Origin of the sequence: Humitalea sp. 24SJ18S-53 (genome assembly GCF_050632385.1) — a bacterium.
Taxonomy (GTDB): Bacteria; Pseudomonadota; Alphaproteobacteria; order Acetobacterales; family Acetobacteraceae; genus Humitalea.
The window spans coordinates 1,305,822-1,325,583 of the sequence record NZ_CP192599.1 but is presented as its reverse complement, the minus strand read 5'-3'; the positions used below and the strand labels follow the sequence as shown (position 1 = coordinate 1,325,583).

The window sequence follows — 19,762 nt, the reverse complement described above, 5'->3', positions numbered from 1 at the left end:
GCCGCGGCGGTATGCTCATGGCATGACCGATCGCTCCCGCTTCCGCAACGCCCCCGCCATCCGCAGCCCGCGCGGGTTGAAGAAATCCGCCCTGCATTGGACCACCGAGGCCCCCTTGCGGATGCTGATGAACAATCTGGACGACGAGGTCGCCGAGGACCCCGGCAGCCTGACCGTCTATGGCGGCATCGGCCGCGCGGCGCGGGACTGGGAGTCCTACGAGACCATCGTCAAAACCCTGCGCCGGCTGACCGACACGCAGACGCTGCTGGTGCAATCCGGCAAGCCCGTCGGCGTGTTCGAAACGCATGCCGACGCCCCGCGCGTGCTGATCGCCAATTCCAACCTGGTCCCCGCCTGGGCGAATTGGGACCACTTCAACCATTTGGACCGGCTGGGGCTGATGATGTACGGCCAGATGACCGCGGGGTCCTGGATCTACATCGGCAGCCAGGGGATCGTGCAGGGCACCTACGAGACCTTTGTCGAGGCCGGGCGCCAGCATTTTGACGGCAATCTGGCCGGGCGCTGGATTTTGACCGCCGGGCTGGGCGGCATGGGCGGGGCGCAGCCGCTGGCCGGGGTGTTTGCCGGGGCCTCCGTGCTGGCCGTGGAATGCCAGCCGTCGCGGATCGAGAAGCGGCTGGAGACGCGCTACCTCGATTATCGCGCCGATGATCTCGACACGGCGCTGGCGATGATCCGGGGGGCGACCAAGCCGATCTCGGTGGGGCTGCTGGGCAATGCGGCGGAGGTGTTTCCCGAACTCGTGCGGCGGGGCGTGGTGCCGGACATCGTGACCGACCAGACCTCGGCGCATGATCCGGCCAATGGCTACCTGCCCGCTGGCTGGACGCTGTCGGATTGGCTGGCCAAGCGCGAAACCGACCCCAAGGCGGTTGCCGCCGCCGCGAAGCACAGCATGGTCGCGCATGTCCAGGCGATGCTGGATTTCAAGCGCCTGGGCAGCGTCGTGATGGATTACGGCAACAACATCCGCCAGATGGCCAAGGATGAGGGGCTGGAACACGCCTTCGATTTCCCGGGGTTCGTGCCCGCCTACATCCGCCCGCTGTTCTGCCGCGGCATCGGGCCGTTCCGCTGGGCGGCGCTGTCCGGCGACCCCGAGGATATTTACCGGACGGACGCCAAGGTGCGGGAACTGATCCCCGACGATCCACACCTGCACCAATGGCTCGACATGGCGCGGGAACGCGTTGCCTTCCAGGGCCTGCCGGCGCGCATCTGCTGGGTCGGGCTTGGCCAGCGGCATCGCCTGGGCCTGGCCTTCAACGAGATGGTGGCGCGTGGCGAAATCGGCCCCGTGGTGATCGGCCGCGACCATCTGGACAGCGGCAGCGTCGCCAGCCCCAACCGCGAGACGGAGGCGATGCGGGACGGATCGGATGCCGTGTCGGACTGGCCTTTGTTGAACGCGCTGCTGAACACGGCGAGCGGTGCCACCTGGGTCTCGCTGCATCATGGCGGCGGCGTCGGCATGGGGTATTCGCAACACGCCGGCATGGTCATCGTCGCCGATGGCACGCCGGATGCGGCGCGGCGGTTAAAACGCGTGCTGTGGAACGACCCCGCGACGGGCGTCATGCGCCATGCGGATGCGGGCTACGACATCGCCATCGAATGTGCGCGGGAGCAGGGGCTGGACCTGCCGATGCTGCCATGAACGACCTGCGCGCGATCATGGCCGGTGGGCCGCTGACCCTGGCCGAGGGGTGGCGCGAAGCTTGCGCCGCCTCGGCCGAAGGGCTGTCGAAAAAACTGGCCGAGGGCCTGCCGCTCTATGGCGTCAACACAGGCTTCGGCAAGCTCGCCTCCACCCGCATCCCGCCCGAGGACCTCGCACGCCTACAGGTCAATCTGGTCCGCAGCCACGCGGCCGGCACCGGGCCGCTGCTGCGGGCACCCGTCGTGCGGCTGGTGCTGGCGCTGAAGGCGATCTCGCTGAGCAAGGGCGCCAGCGGCGTGCGGCCGGAGGTGGTGGAGGCGTTGCTTGCCCTGCTGCGGCACGACGTGCTGCCGGCGATCCCGGCGCGCGGGTCGGTCGGCGCCTCGGGGGACCTGGCGCCCCTCGCCCACATGTCCCTGGTCCTGATTGGCGAAGGCGAGGCCACCACCCCCGAAGGCACGCGCTTGGCCGGGCATGAAGCCATGGCCCGCGCCGGGGTCGCACCCCTGGTGCTGGGCCCGAAGGAAGGCCTGGCGCTACTGAACGGCACCCAGGTCAGCACGGCATTGGCGATCGCGGGGCTGCTGGCGGCGGAGGATCTTCTGCGCACGGCCCTCGTGTCGGGGGCGATGTCGGTCGAAGCCGCACGCGGTTCCGACACGCCTTTCGATGCGCGCATCCATGCGTTGCGCTACCAGCCCGGCCAGACCCGCACGGCCGCGACCCTGCGCGCCCTGCTGGCCGGCAGCGCCATCCGCGACAGCCATCGCATCAACGACCCGCGCGTGCAGGACCCCTATTCCCTGCGCTGCCAGCCGCAGGTCGCGGGCGCCTGCCTCGACCTGCTGGACAATGCGGCGGCGATGCTGGCGCGAGAGGCCGAGGCAGTGACCGACAACCCGCTGGTCGTCAGCGACGGCAAGGGCGGCTTCGACCTGCTGTCCGGCGGCAATTTCCACGCCGAACCCGTAGCCTTCGCCGCCGACACCATCGCGCTGGCGCTGTCGGAAACCGCCGCCATCGCCGAAAGGCGCATCGCATTGCTGACAGACCCCGCCTTGTCGGGCCTGCCGGCCTTCCTGGTGCGCGACGGCGGGTTGAACAGCGGCTTCATGATCGCCCATGTCACCGCCGCCGCCTTGGCGAGTGAGACAAAAATCCTCGCCGCGCCGCGCAGCGTGGACAGCCTGCCGACCAGCGCCAATCAGGAAGATCATGTCAGCATGGCGACCGGCGCCGCGCTGCGCCTGTCGGACATGGCGGAGAACGTCGCCGCGATCCTGGCCATCGAATTGCTGGCCGCGGCCCAGGGCATCGGGTTTCATCGGCCGCTGCGGTCCTCGGCCCCCATCGAAGCCGCCTTCGACCTGGTGCGGTCCGTGGCCGATCCCTGGATCGAGGATCGGGTGATGGCGACCGACATCGCCGCGGTGAAGACACTTGTCGAACAGGGTGCCTTCTGCGCGATCTGCCCCGATGTTTGATGCCGTCTGGACCAATGCGAACCTGGCCACCATGGCCGGTGACGGGTTGGGCATCATCGAGGATGGCGCCGTCGCCTCCATCGGCCAGGACATCGCCTGGGTCGGTCCGCGCAAAAACCTGCCGGGGCCGGCGACCGCGACCTATGACTGCGCCGGCGACTGGATTTTGCCGGGGCTGATCGACTGCCACACGCATCTGGTCTTTGCCGGCGACCGCGCCGAGGAATTCGAACGCCGCCTGACCGGCGTCACCTATGAACAGATCGCGCGTGAAGGCGGGGGCATCCTGTCCACCGTCCGCGCCACCCGCGCCGCGACCGAGGAAACGCTGGCCGCGGCCGCCCTGCCCCGCCTCAACGCCCTGCTGGCCGAGGGCGTGACCACCATCGAGATCAAATCCGGCTATGGCCTGGATCTGGCGACCGAGACGGCGATGCTGCGCGCCGCCCGGCGCCTGGGTGAGGCGCGGACGGTCACCGTCCGCACATCGCTGCTGGCCGCCCATGCCGTGCCACCTGGGTTCACCCAGGCCGACTACATCGCCCATGTGATCGACACCATCCTGCCGGGGGCGGCGCCCTATGCCGACGCGGTGGATGCCTTCTGCGACCGGATCGGCTTCACGCCCGCCGAAACCGACGCGGTCTTCGATGCCGCGCGCGCACTGGGGCTGCCGGTCAAACTGCATGCCGACCAGTTGTGCGACCTGGGCGGTGCCGCGCTGGCAGCCCGGCATGGCGCGCTGTCGGCCGATCACCTGGAACACGCCAACCCCGCGGGGCTGGCCGCGATGGCGGCGGCCGGGACCGTGGCCGTGCTGTTGCCGGGGGCTGGGTATTTCATCCGCGAAACCCACCACCCCGACATCGCGGCGATGCGCGAATCCGGCGTGCGGATGGCGCTGGCATCCGACATCAACCCCGGATCCTGCCCCGCGCGGTCGCTGCTGCTGATGCTGAACCTGGGCTGCACGCTGTATCGCCTGACGGTGGCCGAGGCGTTGCGCGGCGTGACATGCCATGCCGCCGCCGCCCTGGGACTGCCCGATCGCGGCATGCTGGCCCCCGGCCTGCGCTGCGACCTTGCGCTGTTCCGCGTCAACCGGCCGGCCGAGCTTTGCTATTGGATCGGCGGCAATCCCTGCGCCGGGCGGGTGGTCGGCGGCATGTCGGCGTGACGCCGGCCGACATCCAGGCGCGTGCCCATGCGGGCGTGCCGCTGGCGGCGGCGATGGGGATCGAGGTCTTGGAGGCCGCGTCCGGCCGCGCGCTGCTGCGCCTGCCGCCATCCCCGCTGGTGATGCGGCCGGGCGGCACGCTCTCCGGCCCCGCGATCATGGGGCTGTGCGATGTGGCGATCTGGGCGGCGTTCTTGTCGCTGACAGGGGGTGCGGATGATGCGCGCACCCAGAATCTGGCGGTGACCTTCCTGCGACCCACCGGAACGGCCGCGCTGCTGGCCGAGGCGCGGGTGGTGCGCCAGGGGCGCCGCGTCGTCTACGCCGAGGTCTGGCTGACGCCGGAGGGGGCCGAGGCTCCCTCCGGACATTGCACCAGCACCTGGATGGTTGTGGCTTAGAAAGCGGCCCATCCGATTCAGACCTCCGGGGCTTTCGCCCCTTCGGTCATCGGATGCGATCCTTCCATCCGATTCAGACCTCCGGGGCCTTCGCCCCTTCGGTCATCGGATGGTTAGCGCGCCGGCTCCACCGACACCGCCAGCGCTTCCTCAAACGCGATGTCAACCTGGTCGCCGACGCGCAGCGAACGCAGCAATTCCTGCATCGGCGCGCGGCGCACATAGACCAGGCGCGGCTGGCCGTTCGGGCCGACGAAGCCGACCGTATTGGTGGTGGTATCGACCGAAGTGATGGTCACCCGCACGCGCACCAGGTCGCCCACGGCGCCGGCTGGGCGTTCACCCGGGGCGGCGCGCATGGCGGCGATTTCGGCCGACGGGGCGCCGCCGGGCGAACCGGCGCGCACGATCTGCGCCGCGACCGCCTGGAAATACTGCACCGTCACCCGGTCGCCTGAACGGATCTGGTCGAAGTTGCGCACGCCGGCGCCGGCCCGCACCGTCACCAATGCGCCGGTCTGCGCGCCGGCCTGGCCACGCAGCAGCACCTCACGCGCGGTGCGGTCCACCGTTTCGACAATCGCCACCATGGTGACGGTTTCGCTGAAGGAGGCGCTGGTCTGGCAGGCCGCGAGCAGCGGCAGGGTCAGCGGCAGCAGCAGGGCGGTGCGGCGGTGCATGGGGGTTCTCCGTTCGTTCATTTTCAAAGGTTTGGCGCCAGGCGCGGACCCCACCATGGCGCAGTCATGCCGGAATGAAAATGCGCCCGATCAAGGCCGCTACAACGCCGCTCGAGATCCCCACAGGTCGCGCCACGGAACATCAGCCCATCATGGACCTGCACCATGCGGTCGTTGCCCTCGTGGAAGGAATGGACGACCCAGTCCCAGTTTCACGGCAGCAACCAGGCGCCATAAATGTAGGCGTTGATGTCGACGTTCAGGAACCCGGCCAGGTAGAGGCCGTGCGGCAAGGCCCCGTATCAACAAACCGGGCCTGCCCCACCACCTTTGACGCGATGGGGCAGACGACCCGGGTCAGCCCTGGACGTAAGCCGTCTTCACCATCGTGTAGAACTCACGCGCATAAGCGCCCTGTTCGCGCGGGCCGTAGGAGGAGCCTTTCCGCCCGCCGAAGGGCACGTGGTAATCGACGCCCGCCGTCGGCAGGTTGACCATGACCATCCCGGCCTGCGCCGCGCGCTGGAAGTGGCGCGCATGCTTCAGGCTGGTCGTGCAGATGCCGGACGACAGGCCGAATTCCGTGTCGTTGGCCGCTGCGAGCGCCGCGTCGTAATCCTTGACCTTCTGCACGCTGGCGACGGGCCCAAAGATTTCCTCGCGCGCGATGCGCATGGTCGGCGCCGTGCCGGTGAACAAAGCCGGTTGCAGATAAAAGCCCTTCTTCGGACGGTTCAGCACTTCGCCGCCAAAGGCCAGGGTGGCGCCTTCCTTGCGGCCGACTTCGATGTAGTCGAGGTCCACCTTGAACTGCGCCGCATCGACGACCGGCCCGATATCGGTGCCAGCGGCCAGCGCGTCATCGACCTTCAGGCTCTGCATCTTCTCGATCATGGCCGCGACGAAGCGATCATGGATGCCTTCGGTCACGATGAAGCGGGACGACGCCGTGCAACGCTGCCCGGTCGAGAAGAAGGCACCATTCACCGCGCAATTCACCGCGACCGCCAAATCGGCGTCGTCGAGCACGACGAGCGGGTTCTTGCCGCCCATCTCCAACTGCACCTTGGCGCCACGCGCGACGCATTTGGCGGCGATGGCGCGGCCGGTGCCGACCGATCCCGTGAAGGTCACGGCATCGATGTCGGGGCTATTGACGATGACCTCGCCCACAACGCTGCCCTTGCCGCAGACCAGGTTCAGCACGCCCTTGGGCAGGCCGGCACGCTGCAGGATATCGACGAGCGCCGAGGCCGAACCCGGCACCAGTTCCGCCGGCTTGATGACGATGCAATTCCCGTAGGCGAGCGCCGGGGCGATCTTCCAGGCCGGGATCGCGATCGGGAAGTTCCAGGGGGTGATCATGCCGATCACGCCCATGGGTTCGCGGGTGATCTCGATATGCACGCCGGGGCGCGTGCTGGTCACCACCTCGCCATTCAGGCGCAAGGCTTCGCCCGCGAAGAACTTCAGGATCTGGCCGGCGCGGGTGGCCTCGCCGATGCCCTCGGGCAGCGTCTTGCCCTCTTCGCGCGACAGCAGGCGGCCCAATTCCTCGCGGCGGGCCAGGACCTCGGTGCCCGCGGCGTCCAGGATGTCGAAGCGGGTCTGCGGGCTGGCCGCGGCCCAGGCCGGGAAGGCAGCGCGCGCCGCGGCGATGGCGGCCTGCGCGTCGGCGGCGCTGCCGCTGGGGTAGGACCCGATGACGTCAGAGGTGTCGGAGGGGTTGATGTTGTCGATCATGCGATCGGCCTTGACCCACTCGCCGGCGATCAGGTTGCCGTGGCTGCCTTCGGGCATTGGTATTCTCCCTTGTTGTGGTGGTGTGTCTGGTCAATCGTCCTGGGCCGCCGCGCGCAGGCTCGGCAAGCCGATCCCGCAGGCATCGAAACCACCATCCACCGCCAGGGTCTGGCCGGTGATGTAGGCGGCACGGTCGCTGCACAGGTAGAAAATCGCGTCCGCCAGTTCCGCTTCCAAACCATAGCGGTTCAGCGGCACGGCATCATGATAGGCCGCGCGGATATCCGCCGTATGCACGGCCGCGGCCATCGCCGTGTCGACCGGCCCCGGCGCCACCGCATTCACGCGAACCCCGAGCCCCGCGAGTTCGACCGCCTGCTGCTTGGTCAGATGCGCCAGCGCGGCCTTGCTGGTCCCATAGGCGACCCGCAGGGTCGAGGCGCGAAGGCCCGAGATCGAGGTCACATTGACCACGCTGCCGCCGCCATCCTGGACCATCAGCGGCACCGCCGCCTGGGTCACCAGGAAGGGCCCGGTCAGGTTCACCGCCATCACCCGCGCCCATTCCTCGGGCGTGGTCTGCAGCAGCGGCTTGAACACCGCGATGCCGGCGTTGTTCACCACCGCGTCCAGCCGGCCGAAGCGCGCGGCGATCGACGCCACGGCATCGGCCACCGCCGCCGCATCCGACACGTCGCAGACCAGTGCCTGGCTCCGCGCCGGATCGCCAAATTCGGCCATCGCCATCGCCAAATTCGACGCGTCGACATCCAGCAGCGCGACGCGCCACCCTTCCCCCCAAAAACGCCGTGCGGTGGCGAGCCCGATGCCGCGGGCCGCCCCCGTCACCAGCGCGACGCGCGTGGCGTCAGATGTCCGCATAGACATGGGTCTCGGCCGCGCCACCCGGATGCGTCACCGCGCCCTGATGGGCCGGCCCGACCAGTTGCGCGTATTTCCACAGGGCACCGGCGTTGTAGTCGGTGCCGCGCGGCTTCCAGGCGGCGCGGCGGGCGGCGATCTCCTCCTCCGGCACCAGCATGTCGATGGTGCCCAGGGCGGCATCGATCACGATGCGGTCGCCGTTCTTCAGCAGGGCGATCGGGCCGCCGACAGCGGCCTCGGGCCCCACATGGCCGATGCAGAAGCCGCGGGTCGCGCCCGAAAAGCGCCCGTCGGTGATCAGCGCGACCTCGCCACCCATCCCCTGGCCGTAGATCGCGGCCGTGGTGGACAGCATCTCACGCATGCCGGGTCCGCCCTTGGGCCCTTCGTAGCGGATGACGATCACGTCGCCGGCCTTGTAGGCCCGCGCATCGACGGCGGCGAAGGCGTCTTCCTCGCAATCGAAGCACAGCGCCGTGCCCTCGAAGCGCAATTCAGTCATCCCGGCGATCTTCACGATGGCGCCATCCGGGGCGAGGTTGCCCTTGAGGCCCACCACCCCGCCGGTCTTGCTTATCGCGTTCGACACCGGGTGGATGACGTCCTGGTCCTTCGGGAAGATCACGTCGCGATGGTTTTCCGCCAGGGACTTGCCGGTCACGGTCAGGCAATCGCCATGCAGCAGGCCCGCGTCGAGCAGCGCGCGCACGATCACCGGAATGCCGCCCACCTTGAACACGTCGAACGCCACATACTTCCCGCCCGGCTTCAGGTCGGCGATGTAGGGCGTGCGGCGCATGATGTCGGCGACATCCTGCAGGGTGAACTTGATCCCCGCCTCATGCGCCATCGCCGGCAGGTGCAGCGCGGCATTGGTGGAACCGCCGGTGGCGCCGACGATGATCGCGGCATTTTCCAGCGACTTCAGCGTGACGATGTCGCGCGGGCGGATGTTCTTCTTCAGCAGTTCCATCACCGCCTTGCCGGATTCCACGGCCCAGCGGTCGCGATCCTCATAGGGCGCGGGCGCGCCGGCCGAATTCGGCAGGGCCAGGCCGATGGCTTCTGACACGGTCGCCATGGTGTTGGCGGTGAACTGCCCGCCGCAGGCGCCGGCCGAGGGGCAGGCGACGCATTCCAGCTCGTGCAGGTCTTCGTCCGACATATTGCCGGCGGCGTGCTGGCCCACGGCCTCGAACACATCGACGACCGTCACGTCCTTGCCCTTGAAGGTGCCGGGCAGGATCGAGCCGCCGTACATGAACACGCTCGGCACGTTCAGCCGCAGCATGGCCATCATCATCCCCGGCAGCGACTTGTCGCAGCCCGCCAGGCCCACCAGCGCGTCGTAGCAATGCCCGCGCATGGTCAGTTCGACGGTGTCGGCGATCGCGTCACGGCTGGCCAGCGAGGACTTCATCCCCTGGTGGCCCATGGCGATGCCGTCGGTGACGGTGATGGTGGTGAATTCGCGGGGGGAGCCGAAGGCGGCCGCCACGCCCTTCTTCACGCTCTGCGCCTGGCGCGACAGGGCGATGTTGCAGGGGGCAGCCTCGTTCCAGCAGGTCGCGACGCCGACCAGCGGCTGGGCAATCTCCTCCTCCGTCATGCCCATGGCGTAGTAGTAGGAGCGGTGCGGGGCGCGCGACGGACCGATGGTCACGTGGCGCGACGGCATGCGGGATTTGTCCCAGACAGTCATTCGGGCGTTCCTCAATACGGCGGCAGGTGTTTTGCCCCTGCCCCGGGGGTTGGGCAAGACGGCCGCCGCTATCGGCAGCTACGCCAGGGGCCCATATCCAGGTGGAAGTGGTCACGATGGGCCGCGTTGTAATCCGGCCCCAGCACCGTGCGGAACCAGCGGCAGCCGCCGGCATGGACGGCGCGCAGGAAAGCCGCCTCCCGCCCCGCCCCCGCCCAGTCGCGCGCCAGGCGGATTTCGCGCCCATCCCGCAGGGTGAAACCGGCGATGTCGATGGCATTGGCGCGGGCATGCTGGCTGCGCCGGCCGGCCGAGGCGTTGTTCACGTTGCGGCAATTGTAGGTGCCGAGCTGTCGGACCGAGGCGACCTCCGCCCCCAGATGCTCAAGCGCCGCGGGCTGGATCGTGTTCCTGGCAAAAATCACCCAGGCCGCCGCAACGGAGCAGGTCACGATCGGGTCGGGCGGCACCACCCGCAGATTGCGCGGCAGGCGCCCCGCATCCGCGATGTCGCAGCCCGTGTCCGAGACCCGGTCGGGGATGCGTGAAAAGGCGATGCCCGCGGCCTCGAAAGCCGCGAAACAGGCGGCCGGCGACTGCGCGACCCAGCGCAGCCGGTAGGGCGTCAGCGCATTCGGCGCGGCGTTCAGGTCCAGCGGCGCCCGCGGGTCCCATTCCGGCGGGAGGAAGCGGAGGCCCCACCAACCGAGCCCTGCAACCGCCGCCAGGATGAGAAAAAACCTAGCCAGTGATACGCGCCACGGCGGCCGCCAGGCGCGCTGCCTCGGCCTCATATCCAGCCAGGCGCTCGCGGTTTTCCTCGACCACTTCCGGCTTGGCGCGGGCGACGAAGTCGGCGTTGTCCAGCTTCTGGCGCACTTTCTGGGCCTCGGCCTCGGCCTTCTGCTGTTCGCGGCCCAGGCGGGCGCGTTCGGCGCCGAGGTCGATGACATCGGCCAGCGGCAGCATCACCGTCGCCTCGGCCACCGTGACCTGGGCGACGCCCTTGGGGGCCTCGCCATCCAGCGCGCGGAATTCGGTGGCGCGGGCCATGCGGCCGATGGCTTCGATCCAGCGCGCGCCACGGTCCAGCGTTTCGGGGGCCGCATCCTGCAACAGCAGCGGCACCTTGATGCTGGGGGGCACGTTCATCTCGGCGCGCAGGGCGCGGACCTCGCTGATCAGCAGCACCACCCAGTCCAGTTCAGCGCGCGCGGCCTCCGCCTGCGGCACCGGCACGGCGGTGGGCCAGGCGGTGCGGATCAGCGAGCCTTCGGGACCATAGCCGAAACGCGCCCAAAGCTCCTCCGTCATGAAGGGCATCATGGGGTGCAGCAGCTTCAGGATGGTGGCGAAGCCGTGCTGCGCGGCGCCGCGGATTTCATCCTTTTGCGCCCCGTCCGGCCCCATGAAGACGGGCTTGGCGAATTCCAGGAACCAGTCGCAATAGGTGCCGCGGACAAACCGTTCCGCGACGCGGGCGTATTCGTCGAAGCGGAAGATCTCCAGTGCGGCCGTGGCGTCGGCCACCGCGCGATTGCCGGCATCAAGCAGCCAGCGCGCCAGCGGCGTGGTCACGCCACCGGGTTCGAAATCCGGGTCGGGCACCACGCCGTTCATCTCGCAGAACCGCGCTGCGTTCCAGATCTTCGTGCAGAAGGCGCGATGATCCTCGACCCGCTTGCGGCCGAGCTTCATGTCGCGCCCCGGCCCCGCCATGGCGGCGATGGTCACGCGCAGGGCGTCCGCGCCATAGGCATCGACCAGCTCCAGCGGGTCCATCACGTTGCCCTTGGACTTGGACATTTTTTGGCCCTTCTCATCCCGGACCAGGCCGTGGATGTAGACGGTGCGGAACGGCACATCGCCCATGAAGTGGCAGCCCATCATCATCATCCGGGCGACCCAGAAGAATATGATGTCGAAGCCCGTGACCAGCACATCGGTCGGATAGTAGCGCGACACATCCGCCGTCTTTTCCGGCCAGCCCAGGGTGCTGAAGGGCCAGAGCGCGCTGCTGAACCAGGTGTCCAGCACATCCTCGTCCCGCGTCAGCACCACATCGGCCTTGTAATGCGCACGTGCGGCGGCTTCGGCGGCGGCCTGGGTGTGTTCGACGAAGACGCGCCCATCCGGCCCGTACCAGGCCGGGATCTGGTGCCCCCACCACAATTGGCGCGACACGCACCAGGGCTGGATGTCGCGCATCCAGGCGAAGAAGGTGTTTTCCCATTGCTGCGGCACGAACTTCGTCCGCCCGCTTTCCACCGCCTCGATCGCCGGCTTGGCCAGGGTCGCGGCGTCGCAATACCACTGGATCGTCAGGCGCGGTTCGATCGGCACGCCGCTGCGGTCGCCATGCGGCACCTGGTTCACATGCGGCTCGATCTTGTCGAGCAGGTCGAGGCGCTCCAACTCGGCGATGATTTTCTGGCGTGCGGCGAAGCGGTCGATGCCGGCGAGGCCACGGACGAAACTGTCCTCGGGCAGGTCGGCCTCGATCTCACCCAGCCAGATGCGGCCTTCGGCATCCAGCACCGTCGGCATCGGCAGGCTGTGGCGGCGGCCGACCTCGAAATCGTTGAAGTCATGCGCCGGGGTGATTTTTACGGCACCCGTGCCCTTCTCCGGGTCGGAATAGGCATCCATCACGATGGGAATGCGGCGCCCGGTCAGCGGCAGGATGGCGCGCCGGCCGGCGAGATCCGCGAAGCGCGCGTCATCCGGATGCACCGCGACGGCGGTATCGCCCAGCATGGTTTCCGGCCGCGTGGTCGCGACGGTGATGAAGCGGCCCTCCATGCCCTCGACCGGGTAGCGCAGGTACCAGAGGCTGCCCTTGGTCTCGCGGCTTTCCACCTCCAGGTCGCTGACGGCGGTCTGGAACTTGGGGTCCCAATTCACCAGGCGGCGATCGCGATAGATCAGCCCCTGGCGATACAGGGTGACGAAAACCTCGCGCACGGCCTCCGACAGGCCGGCATCCATGGTGAAGCGTTCGCGCGGCCAGTCCAGCGAGGCACCAAGGCGGCGCAATTGCTGGGTGATGGTGCCGCCCGACTGGCCCTTCCATTCCCAGACCTTGTCGAGGAAAGCCTCACGCCCGATCGCCCGGCGGTCCAGCCCCTCGGCCGCCAGCGCGCGTTCCACCACCATCTGGGTCGCGATGCCGGCGTGGTCGGTGCCGGGCTGCCACAACGCGTCGCGGCCCTGCATCCGGCGCCAGCGCACCAGGATGTCCTGCAGCGTATTGTCCAGCGCATGACCGATATGCAGGCTGCCCGTCACATTGGGCGGTGGGATCATGATGGTGAAGGGCTTGGCCGGGCTCGTCGGATCGGCCGAGAAAGCGCCGCTGGATTCCCAGCCCTCATACAGCCGGGTTTCGAAGGAAGCTGGCGAAAACGCCTTGTCGATACTCGGTTCGGGGCCGGCGTCGAGGGTGGCTTCAGGCGAGGTTTCTGAGGGTGCTTCGGACATGGCCGCATCCCTGTGGCGCGGCGCGCCCCGCGTCAAGGGCGCCGCCCGGTTAGGGCAAGGACCGCCCGACGACGCGTTCGATTTCCAGGCGCACCAGGCGTTCGACCAGCGGCGGCAGATGCGTGTCGAGCCAGGTCTTCAACAGCGGGCGCAGCTCCTCACGCACCACATCCTCGATGCTGGGGCCGCCGCGATGGACGGTCGCGTGGCGTTCGGCCGCAACGGCGCGAACCAGGCTGCCGAGTGAGGCCGCGGCGGCGGCGGCGACAGCCGGGGCGACCAGCGCCGACAGGTCCGGTGCCGGGGCTGGCTCGGGCACAGGCGCCGCGGCGACGACAGGGTCCGGTGCCGCGGGCATCACCGGCGCGGGCACCGCGGCTTCGGCCATGGGCGTGACGTCGTCCATCGGGGCCGCGGCCAGGGGGGGCACTTCCTCGGCCGGGGCATCGTCTTCCAGCATGTCCGCGGTCAGCGAATAGGGTGCCGTGCTCGCCACGGTCGCATCCGAGACCGTCGCCGTCTCGTCCTCGTTCAGGATCTTGCGGATGGAGGCAAGGATATCCTCCATCGTGGGATCGGAGCCCGCGGCCGGCGGCTCGCCGTTCCCCGAATGGCTCACGGTGTCGTGCCGTTGCGGGGTGTCGCGACCGGGGTCGCGGTGCGGGGCGGCAGGCCGCGCACCGGGTTGGCCGCGGCTTCGGCCCGGGCCTGCGCGATCTGGTCCGGCGGCGCGTAGAAGCCCGCCCAGCGGTTCCGCACCGCGTTGTAATAGGCCGTCATGTCGTACATCTCGACCGGCAGGGCCAGGTCATAGGCGGTCAGCCGCCCGACCGAGGCCGCCAGGGCATGGCTGGCATTCACCACCGAGGTCAGCGCCCGCACCAGCGACACGCGGGCGTTCAGCAGTTCCTGGTCGGCGTTCAGCACGTCCAGCGTGGTGCGGCTGCCGACGATGGCTTCGCGCTGCACGCCGTCCAGCGCGATTTCCTGGGCGCGAATCTGCGCCCGCGTCGCCTCGACTGCGGCCCGCGTGCTGGCCAGGGTCGCCCAGGCGGAATTGGCCGACTGCACCGCGGCACGGCGCTGTTCATCGACCACCGACCGCGCCCGCACCGCATCCTGGCGCGCGGCCCGGACCGACGAATACTCGGCGCCGCCCTGGTACAGCGGCACGGTGATGCTGGCGGTGACCTGGTTGCCGGTCGAGCGGGAGCCCGGGGCATTGGTGTTGTCGTTGCGGAAGGTCGTCGCGTTCAACGACGCCTGCGGCAGCAGGGCGGCGGCCTGCACATCGACGAAGTCGCGGGCCGCGGCTTCGTCGAACAGCGCCGACAGGACCTGGGGGTTGTTGTTGGAGGCTGCCGTCGCGGCCTCGGTCGCCGAACGGGCGGCGGAGGTCAGCGGCTGCGGCGCCGTCAGGCGCGCCGGGACGATGCCGACGACGCGCACGAAGATGGCGCGGGCCGATTGCAACTGCCCTTCGCTGTCGGCCAGGGTCGCGCGGGCGCCGGCCAGGCGGGATTCGGCCTGCGCCACGTCAGTGCGGGTGATTTCACCGACCCGGAAGCGTTCGTTGGTCGCCTCCAACTGCCGGATCAGCACCTGCACGTTGTTCACGTTCAGGCGGACTTCTTCCTGGAAGCGGATCACGTTGACATAGGATGTGATGGTGTCGCCCAGCACCTGCTGTTCGATCGCGATCACCCGGGCGCGCTGCGCCAGCACCTGGTTTTCCGCGCGCCGTGTCTGTGACGTGGTCCGCCCGCCGCGATACAGCGGCTGGGAAATGGTGCCCTGGAGCGAGAAGGGATCGCGGTTCGGCTCCGAGTAGAGCCCCACCTGCTCGTTGTTGATGGTGGTCCGCGTCCGCGAATTGGCGTTGAAGACGGTGCCCGCCGAGCCTGCGATCGACACCGTCGGCCGCCAGCCGGCCAGCGCCTGCGGCACGTTTTCATCGACCACGCGCAACTGGGCGCGGGCGCTCTGCAGGTTCGGGTTGCTGGAGTAGGAGGTGGCCATCGCCTCTTGCAGGGTCTGGCCGCGCGCCGCGGGCGCCAGCAGCAGGGCCGCCGCCAGCAGGGCGAAGGTCGCGCCAGTGACCAGCGGTACGGTCCCCGATGGCACCTGAACCGCTTTTGCGGTGAGCCGGGTCCTGGCAGTCGGTCGAGTTGAAACCGGCATGAAGGCCTCTCTGGATCGAAATAGACGAATCACGCGCGATTCAAAACACAAAAGCTGATGTTGGGGCGAAGCCGGGCAATGCCAGAGTGGCGCAGTCGAATTGATCGACCGTGCCGAAGCTGGTGCCGACCCGGCGCCCCAGCACCGCCCGCGAGCCACGGCCATCCCCGGCCAGGACGGCCGCCAGGCGCCCGCCCTCGGCCAATTGGCTGGTCAGTGCCTCGGGCAGCGCGGGCACCGCGCCCTCGACCAGGATGGCGTCGTAGGGGCCGGCCTCGGCATAGCCATCCGCCGGTGCGCCCTGCACGATCTGCACCGCATCGGGCGCCGTCAGCGTGGCCAGGGCCGGGCGGGCGATGGCCAGCAACTGGGGTTCGGGCTCCACCGCCACGACCCGCGCGCCCAGACCGGCCAGGACAGCGGCGCCGTAGCCGGTGCCGGCGCCGACCACGAGCACCCGGTCGCCCGGGCGCACCGCCAGGGACTGGATCAGGCGGGCGATGATCCGGGGCTCCATCAGCCCACGGCCGCCGCCGAAGCGCACATCCCCATCCAGATAGGCACGGGCCGATAGCGCGGGCGGCAGGAACGCCTCCCGCGGCACGCTGCCCATGGTGGCCAGAAGGCGGGCGTCGGTCACCCGGTTCGGCCGTAATTGGCCATCGACCATGAATTTACGCGCGGCGGCGAAAGCATCCGTCGTCACGGCGCCCCCCGTCGGCAAAGCGATAACCGGCACGTCCATCACGCGATCCATGCGGCCCCATCCATGCTGCGCCGCACCGTTATAGGCCGCGCACCGGCCCCGGCAAAGCACGTCGCGCCACCAATCTGTGTAACCTCGATCGCCGAGGCGGCTTGACCCCACCCTTGGGGCACACGATACAGCCCCCGCACAGGCCGTTCCGTTGGGACGCCAACGTGCGGTCCGGTGGCCGAGTGGTCAGGCAAGGGTCTGCAAAACCCTCCACGGCGGTTCGATTCCGCCCCGGACCTTACCGCTGGACATTGGTTTTTTTGGAGGCTTTTTCCCCGGCCAGTTCCGACGCAAACAATATTCGCACCCAGGGGCTTTTCCCCGGGCAATGCGGATGCTAGATGCGGCGCCCGCGGATGATCCCTGATAGCTCAGTTGGTAGAGCGCGCGACTGTTAATCGCTAGGTCGTTGGTTCGAGTCCAACTCGGGGAGCCATTTTTGCCGTGGGCCAGGGGCGCGTCGCAAGACGCGCCCCTTTCGCTTTTGTGGCCTTGGGGGCGCGTGGCAAGACGCACCCCTTCGCTTTTGGGGCCTCAGCCCACCCGGCCCGCCGCCAAGGGCGCGACATAGCCCATCCGCCCCTTGGCGAAGACCGCGACCACGTTCCGCGTCTCCGGGTCCATCACCACCACATCGCCCCGCAGCCCCGTCGCCAGCCGCCCGCGATCCGTCAGGCCCAGGGCCGCGGCAGGATTGGCCGCCACCAGCGCCCAGGCATCGGCCAGGGCCATTTTGCCGCGATCGGCCAGCAGGAAGGGCGCCAGGCCCAGCGCCGGCCAGACATAATCGCTCGCCAGAACCGTCACGAGCCCGCGTTCGGCCAGCGGCGCCGCACTGGCCCAGCCGAGGTGGCTGCCGCCGCGCACCACATTCGGCGCGCCCATCACCACCGGCTCGCCATGCGCCCGGGCATCGGCGGCGACGACCTCCTGCATCGGGAATTCGCACAGGCGCGCGCCCAGGGCGCGGAAGAACGCCCGCTCGGCCAGGGTCGCGTCGTCATGGCTCAGCATAGGCACCCCGGCGGCGCGGCACGCCTCCGCCATGCGCGCCCGCGCCGCGGGCATCTCCGGGCGCATCGCGGCGGCCCGTTCGGCCAGTTCGGCGAAGACCTTGGCGGTCACGCCGGCCCGGCCGGCGTATTTCGACAACTGCACCGGGTCGTCGAGCCGCTTAAGAATCGACGGTGTATGGTCGTTGAAGCCCAGGATCGCGATGCGGCCCGCGGCGATCGCCGCCAGGGCTTCGGGCATCGCATCCAGGTTATCGGCCTCGAATCGCAGATGGATCAGCAGGTCGCCAAGGGTCGCCGCCCGTGCCGCGTCCAGCGACGCATCGATCGCCCGGAACGCCGCCAGCGACCGCAGCCCCGGTTCCCAGGACAGGGTGACGCCCAGGCAGGCGGTGGTGATGCCGGCTGCCAGCAACTGGCGCGCCGCATCGGCCAGGGCGAAGGCGGCGGGCAGATCGACCCCCGGCCGGGGCTGGAACGCCCGTTCATGCGCATCGCCGTGAATATCCACGATGCCCGGCAGCACCAGCAGCCCTGTCGCATCGAAACGCCGCGCCCCCGGGACGAAGCCCGCCGCCACCTTGCCATCGGCCAGGAACAAATCGCCGGAGGTCAGTCCGTCATCTCGCAACACCTGGCCCTCGGCCAGACGCCACCCACCCAGATCACCACTCATGCCGCTCAACTCTCCCCACTCAACTCTCAACGATCAGCTGCACCCTATGCGCGGCATAGCGCGAATACGTGACATCCACAGGCACACCCGCCGGATCGACATTGATCGCCTCGGCCAGGATCACCGGCTGGGCGCGGGCCATACGCAGGGCCAGCGCTTCCTCCGGCGTCGGCAGGCGGGCGCTGATGCGGGTCGATAGGCGGCGGTAATCCGGCACGCCGCAGCCGGCCATGGCGGCGGTGATCGAAGCATTTTCGGCCAGCAAGGCGGCAGCGGCGGCAAAGCGCGGCAGCGGGAAATGGTGCGTGCCGATCACAACGGGGCGGCTGTCGGCCAGGGCCAGGCGCTCCACCCGCAGCACCGGGCGCCCGGCGCGGATGCGCAGCGCCTCGGCCACATTGGCTTCGGCCGGGACCTCGACCACCTGCATCAGGATGCCGGCCGGCTCCCGATTCTGCCGGCGAATGGTTTCGGAAAACCGGGTGCGGGCGCCGAGCGGGTAGTCGAGCACGTCCTCGGTCACGAAGGATCCGCGGCCCTGCTCGATCCGGATCAACCCGCCGCTTTCCAGCGCCTCCATCGCGCGCCGCACGGTGTGGCGGTTCACGCCAAAGGCCTGCGACAGCACCGCCTCCGTCGGCAGGCGGTCGCCGGGGGGGCGGCTGCCGGCACGGATTTCCGTCTCCATCCGGTTGGCGATCTGGCGCCACAGGGCGACGCCGGCGCCGCGCGAAAGCGCGCCTGCCCCCTCCGCCGCCAGGCGCTCTGTCATCGAGGTTTCATGCATGGATTGACCGTTTAGGAGCATTGCGTGGCTTGACGCTACCCGACTAAATATCTGAATGTCTAGACCAATCGAGCCATGCAAAATCCTCCCCCCCTCCCCGACCCCACCCTCCGTCGCCACTGGATGGCGATCTTGGCCCGCGCCGATGCCGCGGCCATCACCGACCTGATTCCGGGCCCTCTGCCGCATCATGCGCGGCTGCGGGGGCCGGAGACGGGGCTGGTCATGCTGCGCGGCCGTGCCGGTGGCGATGGCGCGCCCTTCAACCTGGGCGAAGCGACGGCGACGCGCTGTTCGGTGCGCCTGGCCGATGGCGCGGTCGGCCATGCCTGGCGCCTGGGCCGCGATACCGCGGCCGCCGAGGCCTCGGCCGTGCTCGATGCGCTGCTGCAGGACCCGAAGGAACAGGCGGCCCTCCTGGATGCGGTGATCGCCCCCCTGGCCGCGGCGCAGGCCGAGGCCAATGCCCGCCTGGCCCGCCGGGCCGAAGCGACACGGGTCAACTTCTTCACCATGGCGGCGATGCGCTCATGATCTCCGACGGTCTTCTCCCCGCCTTCGACAACCCCGTCTTCGGCGCCCAGGCGGCGTTCCGGGCGGTGCTCGCCGCCCTGGCCGAGCCGGGCACGATCCACGTCGCCGGGCTCGACCTGGCGCCGCCCGCGCCGCTGATGCCGGCGGCTGCCGCCGTGCTGCTGGCCCTGGCCGATGCCGATACCGGGATGCGCCACGATGGCGGCCCCGTGGCCGACGCCTTCCTGCGGTTCCATTGCGGCGCCCCGGATGCGGCGCTGTCCGATGCCGCCTTCGTGCTGGCGACCGGCGCGATGCCGCCGCTGGCCACCTTGGCAAGCGGCACGGATGAAATCCCCTCGGCCGGTGCGACCCTGGTCGTGCAGGTCGCGTCGCTGTCGAACGAAGCGGGCTGGCACCTGACCGGCCCCGGCATCCTGGGCGCGCGGCACCTGAACGTCGCGGGCCTGCCGGCCGATTTCCCGGCGCAATGGGCCGCCAATCGGGGTGCATTCCCGCGCGGCGTCGATGTCGTGCTTTGCGCCGGCACGGCCCTGGCCGCCCTGCCGCGTTCTGTCACCTTGGAGGCCTGAGCC

17 protein-coding genes and 2 tRNA genes are annotated in these 19,762 nt (G+C 69.4%); 8 read left to right on the top strand and 11 right to left on the bottom strand.

The features are described from left to right. Window positions 1-22: 22 nt before the first annotated feature. From hutU to ACQW02_RS06445, 4 genes are read left to right on the top strand one after another with little or no spacing between them, the layout of a single operon-like run. Window positions 23-1,684: a urocanate hydratase gene (hutU, locus tag ACQW02_RS06460; protein ID WP_431284449.1), complete on the top strand. Its 1,662-nt coding sequence runs from the start codon at window positions 23-25 to the stop codon at window positions 1,682-1,684. Further along, window positions 1,642-3,171, top strand: coding sequence for a histidine ammonia-lyase (gene hutH / locus ACQW02_RS06455; RefSeq protein WP_431284448.1), 1,530 nt, complete (start codon window positions 1,642-1,644; stop codon window positions 3,169-3,171). Before hutU ends, hutH begins: the two co-directional genes overlap by 43 nt. Beyond that, entirely contained in the window at window positions 3,164-4,348 is a 1,185-nt protein-coding gene (gene hutI / locus ACQW02_RS06450) for an imidazolonepropionase (protein WP_431284447.1), read from the top strand. The genes hutH and hutI overlap by 8 nt, the downstream gene beginning before the upstream one ends. Next, window positions 4,345-4,749, top strand: a complete 405-nt coding sequence (locus ACQW02_RS06445; RefSeq protein WP_431284446.1) for a PaaI family thioesterase — start codon at window positions 4,345-4,347, stop codon at window positions 4,747-4,749. The genes hutI and ACQW02_RS06445 overlap by 4 nt, the downstream gene beginning before the upstream one ends. Window positions 4,750-4,862: 113 nt before the next feature. Here the strand turns inward: ACQW02_RS06445 and ACQW02_RS06440 are convergent, their stop codons facing one another. From ACQW02_RS06440 to ACQW02_RS06400, 9 genes are all read right to left on the bottom strand, one after another. Further along, entirely contained in the window at window positions 4,863-5,429 is a 567-nt protein-coding gene (locus ACQW02_RS06440) for a hypothetical protein (RefSeq protein WP_431284445.1), read from the bottom strand. A 357-nt stretch (window positions 5,430-5,786) separates the two neighbouring features. Then, the gene (locus ACQW02_RS06435; protein WP_431284444.1) at window positions 5,787-7,229 is read right to left on the bottom strand and encodes an aldehyde dehydrogenase family protein; all 1,443 of its coding nucleotides are present in this window, start codon (window positions 7,227-7,229) and stop codon (window positions 5,787-5,789) included. Between the two features lie 33 nt (window positions 7,230-7,262). Continuing rightward, the gene (locus ACQW02_RS06430) at window positions 7,263-8,054 is read right to left on the bottom strand and encodes an SDR family NAD(P)-dependent oxidoreductase (RefSeq protein WP_431284443.1); all 792 of its coding nucleotides are present in this window, start codon (window positions 8,052-8,054) and stop codon (window positions 7,263-7,265) included. Next, window positions 8,041-9,759, bottom strand: a complete 1,719-nt coding sequence (gene ilvD, locus ACQW02_RS06425; protein WP_431284442.1) for a dihydroxy-acid dehydratase — start codon at window positions 9,757-9,759, stop codon at window positions 8,041-8,043. Before ilvD ends, ACQW02_RS06430 begins: the two co-directional genes overlap by 14 nt. Before the next feature lie 68 nt (window positions 9,760-9,827). Continuing rightward, entirely contained in the window at window positions 9,828-10,553 is a 726-nt protein-coding gene (locus tag ACQW02_RS06420) for an extensin family protein (protein ID WP_431284441.1), read from the bottom strand. Further along, on the bottom strand, window positions 10,501-13,239 hold the full coding sequence (locus tag ACQW02_RS06415) for a valine--tRNA ligase (protein ID WP_431284440.1): 2,739 nt from the start codon (window positions 13,237-13,239) through the stop codon (window positions 10,501-10,503). The genes ACQW02_RS06420 and ACQW02_RS06415 overlap by 53 nt, the downstream gene beginning before the upstream one ends. Window positions 13,240-13,288: 49 nt before the next feature. Then, entirely contained in the window at window positions 13,289-13,807 is a 519-nt protein-coding gene (locus ACQW02_RS06410) for a DUF2497 domain-containing protein (protein ID WP_431284439.1), read from the bottom strand. A gap of 47 nt (window positions 13,808-13,854) precedes the next feature. Further along, on the bottom strand, window positions 13,855-15,363 hold the full coding sequence (locus ACQW02_RS06405; protein ID WP_431284438.1) for a TolC family outer membrane protein: 1,509 nt from the start codon (window positions 15,361-15,363) through the stop codon (window positions 13,855-13,857). A gap of 97 nt (window positions 15,364-15,460) precedes the next feature. Beyond that, window positions 15,461-16,177 carry a protein-L-isoaspartate O-methyltransferase family protein gene (locus ACQW02_RS06400; protein WP_431284437.1) on the bottom strand — a complete coding sequence of 239 codons (717 nt, stop codon included), beginning with the start codon at window positions 16,175-16,177 and terminating at the stop codon, window positions 15,461-15,463. 168 nt (window positions 16,178-16,345) lie between these two features. On the opposite strand from ACQW02_RS06400, the gene ACQW02_RS06395 reads away from it, so the two are divergent. Both ACQW02_RS06395 and ACQW02_RS06390 read left to right on the top strand, forming a co-directional pair. Then, window positions 16,346-16,416, top strand: a tRNA-Cys gene (locus tag ACQW02_RS06395). Window positions 16,417-16,537: 121 nt separating this feature from the next. After that, a tRNA-Asn gene (locus ACQW02_RS06390) sits at window positions 16,538-16,613 on the top strand. Window positions 16,614-16,711: 98 nt separating this feature from the next. On the opposite strand, the gene ACQW02_RS06385 is transcribed toward ACQW02_RS06390, so the two are convergent. After that, complete coding sequence (locus tag ACQW02_RS06385; RefSeq protein WP_431284436.1) at window positions 16,712-17,866, bottom strand: alpha-D-ribose 1-methylphosphonate 5-triphosphate diphosphatase; 1,155 nt, start codon at window positions 17,864-17,866, stop codon at window positions 16,712-16,714. Between the two features lie 19 nt (window positions 17,867-17,885). Continuing rightward, window positions 17,886-18,638, bottom strand: a complete 753-nt coding sequence (gene phnF, locus ACQW02_RS06380; RefSeq protein WP_431284435.1) for a phosphonate metabolism transcriptional regulator PhnF — start codon at window positions 18,636-18,638, stop codon at window positions 17,886-17,888. 138 nt (window positions 18,639-18,776) lie between these two features. On the opposite strand from phnF, the gene phnG reads away from it, so the two are divergent. Together phnG and phnH are read left to right on the top strand one after the other, a co-directional pair. Further along, window positions 18,777-19,187, top strand: a complete 411-nt coding sequence (gene phnG, locus ACQW02_RS06375; RefSeq protein ID WP_431284434.1) for a phosphonate C-P lyase system protein PhnG — start codon at window positions 18,777-18,779, stop codon at window positions 19,185-19,187. Next, window positions 19,184-19,759 (top strand): phosphonate C-P lyase system protein PhnH, encoded by a 576-nt coding sequence (phnH, locus tag ACQW02_RS06370; protein ID WP_431284433.1) that lies wholly within the window; start codon window positions 19,184-19,186, stop codon window positions 19,757-19,759. The genes phnG and phnH overlap by 4 nt, the downstream gene beginning before the upstream one ends. Window positions 19,760-19,762 lie beyond the last annotated feature (3 nt).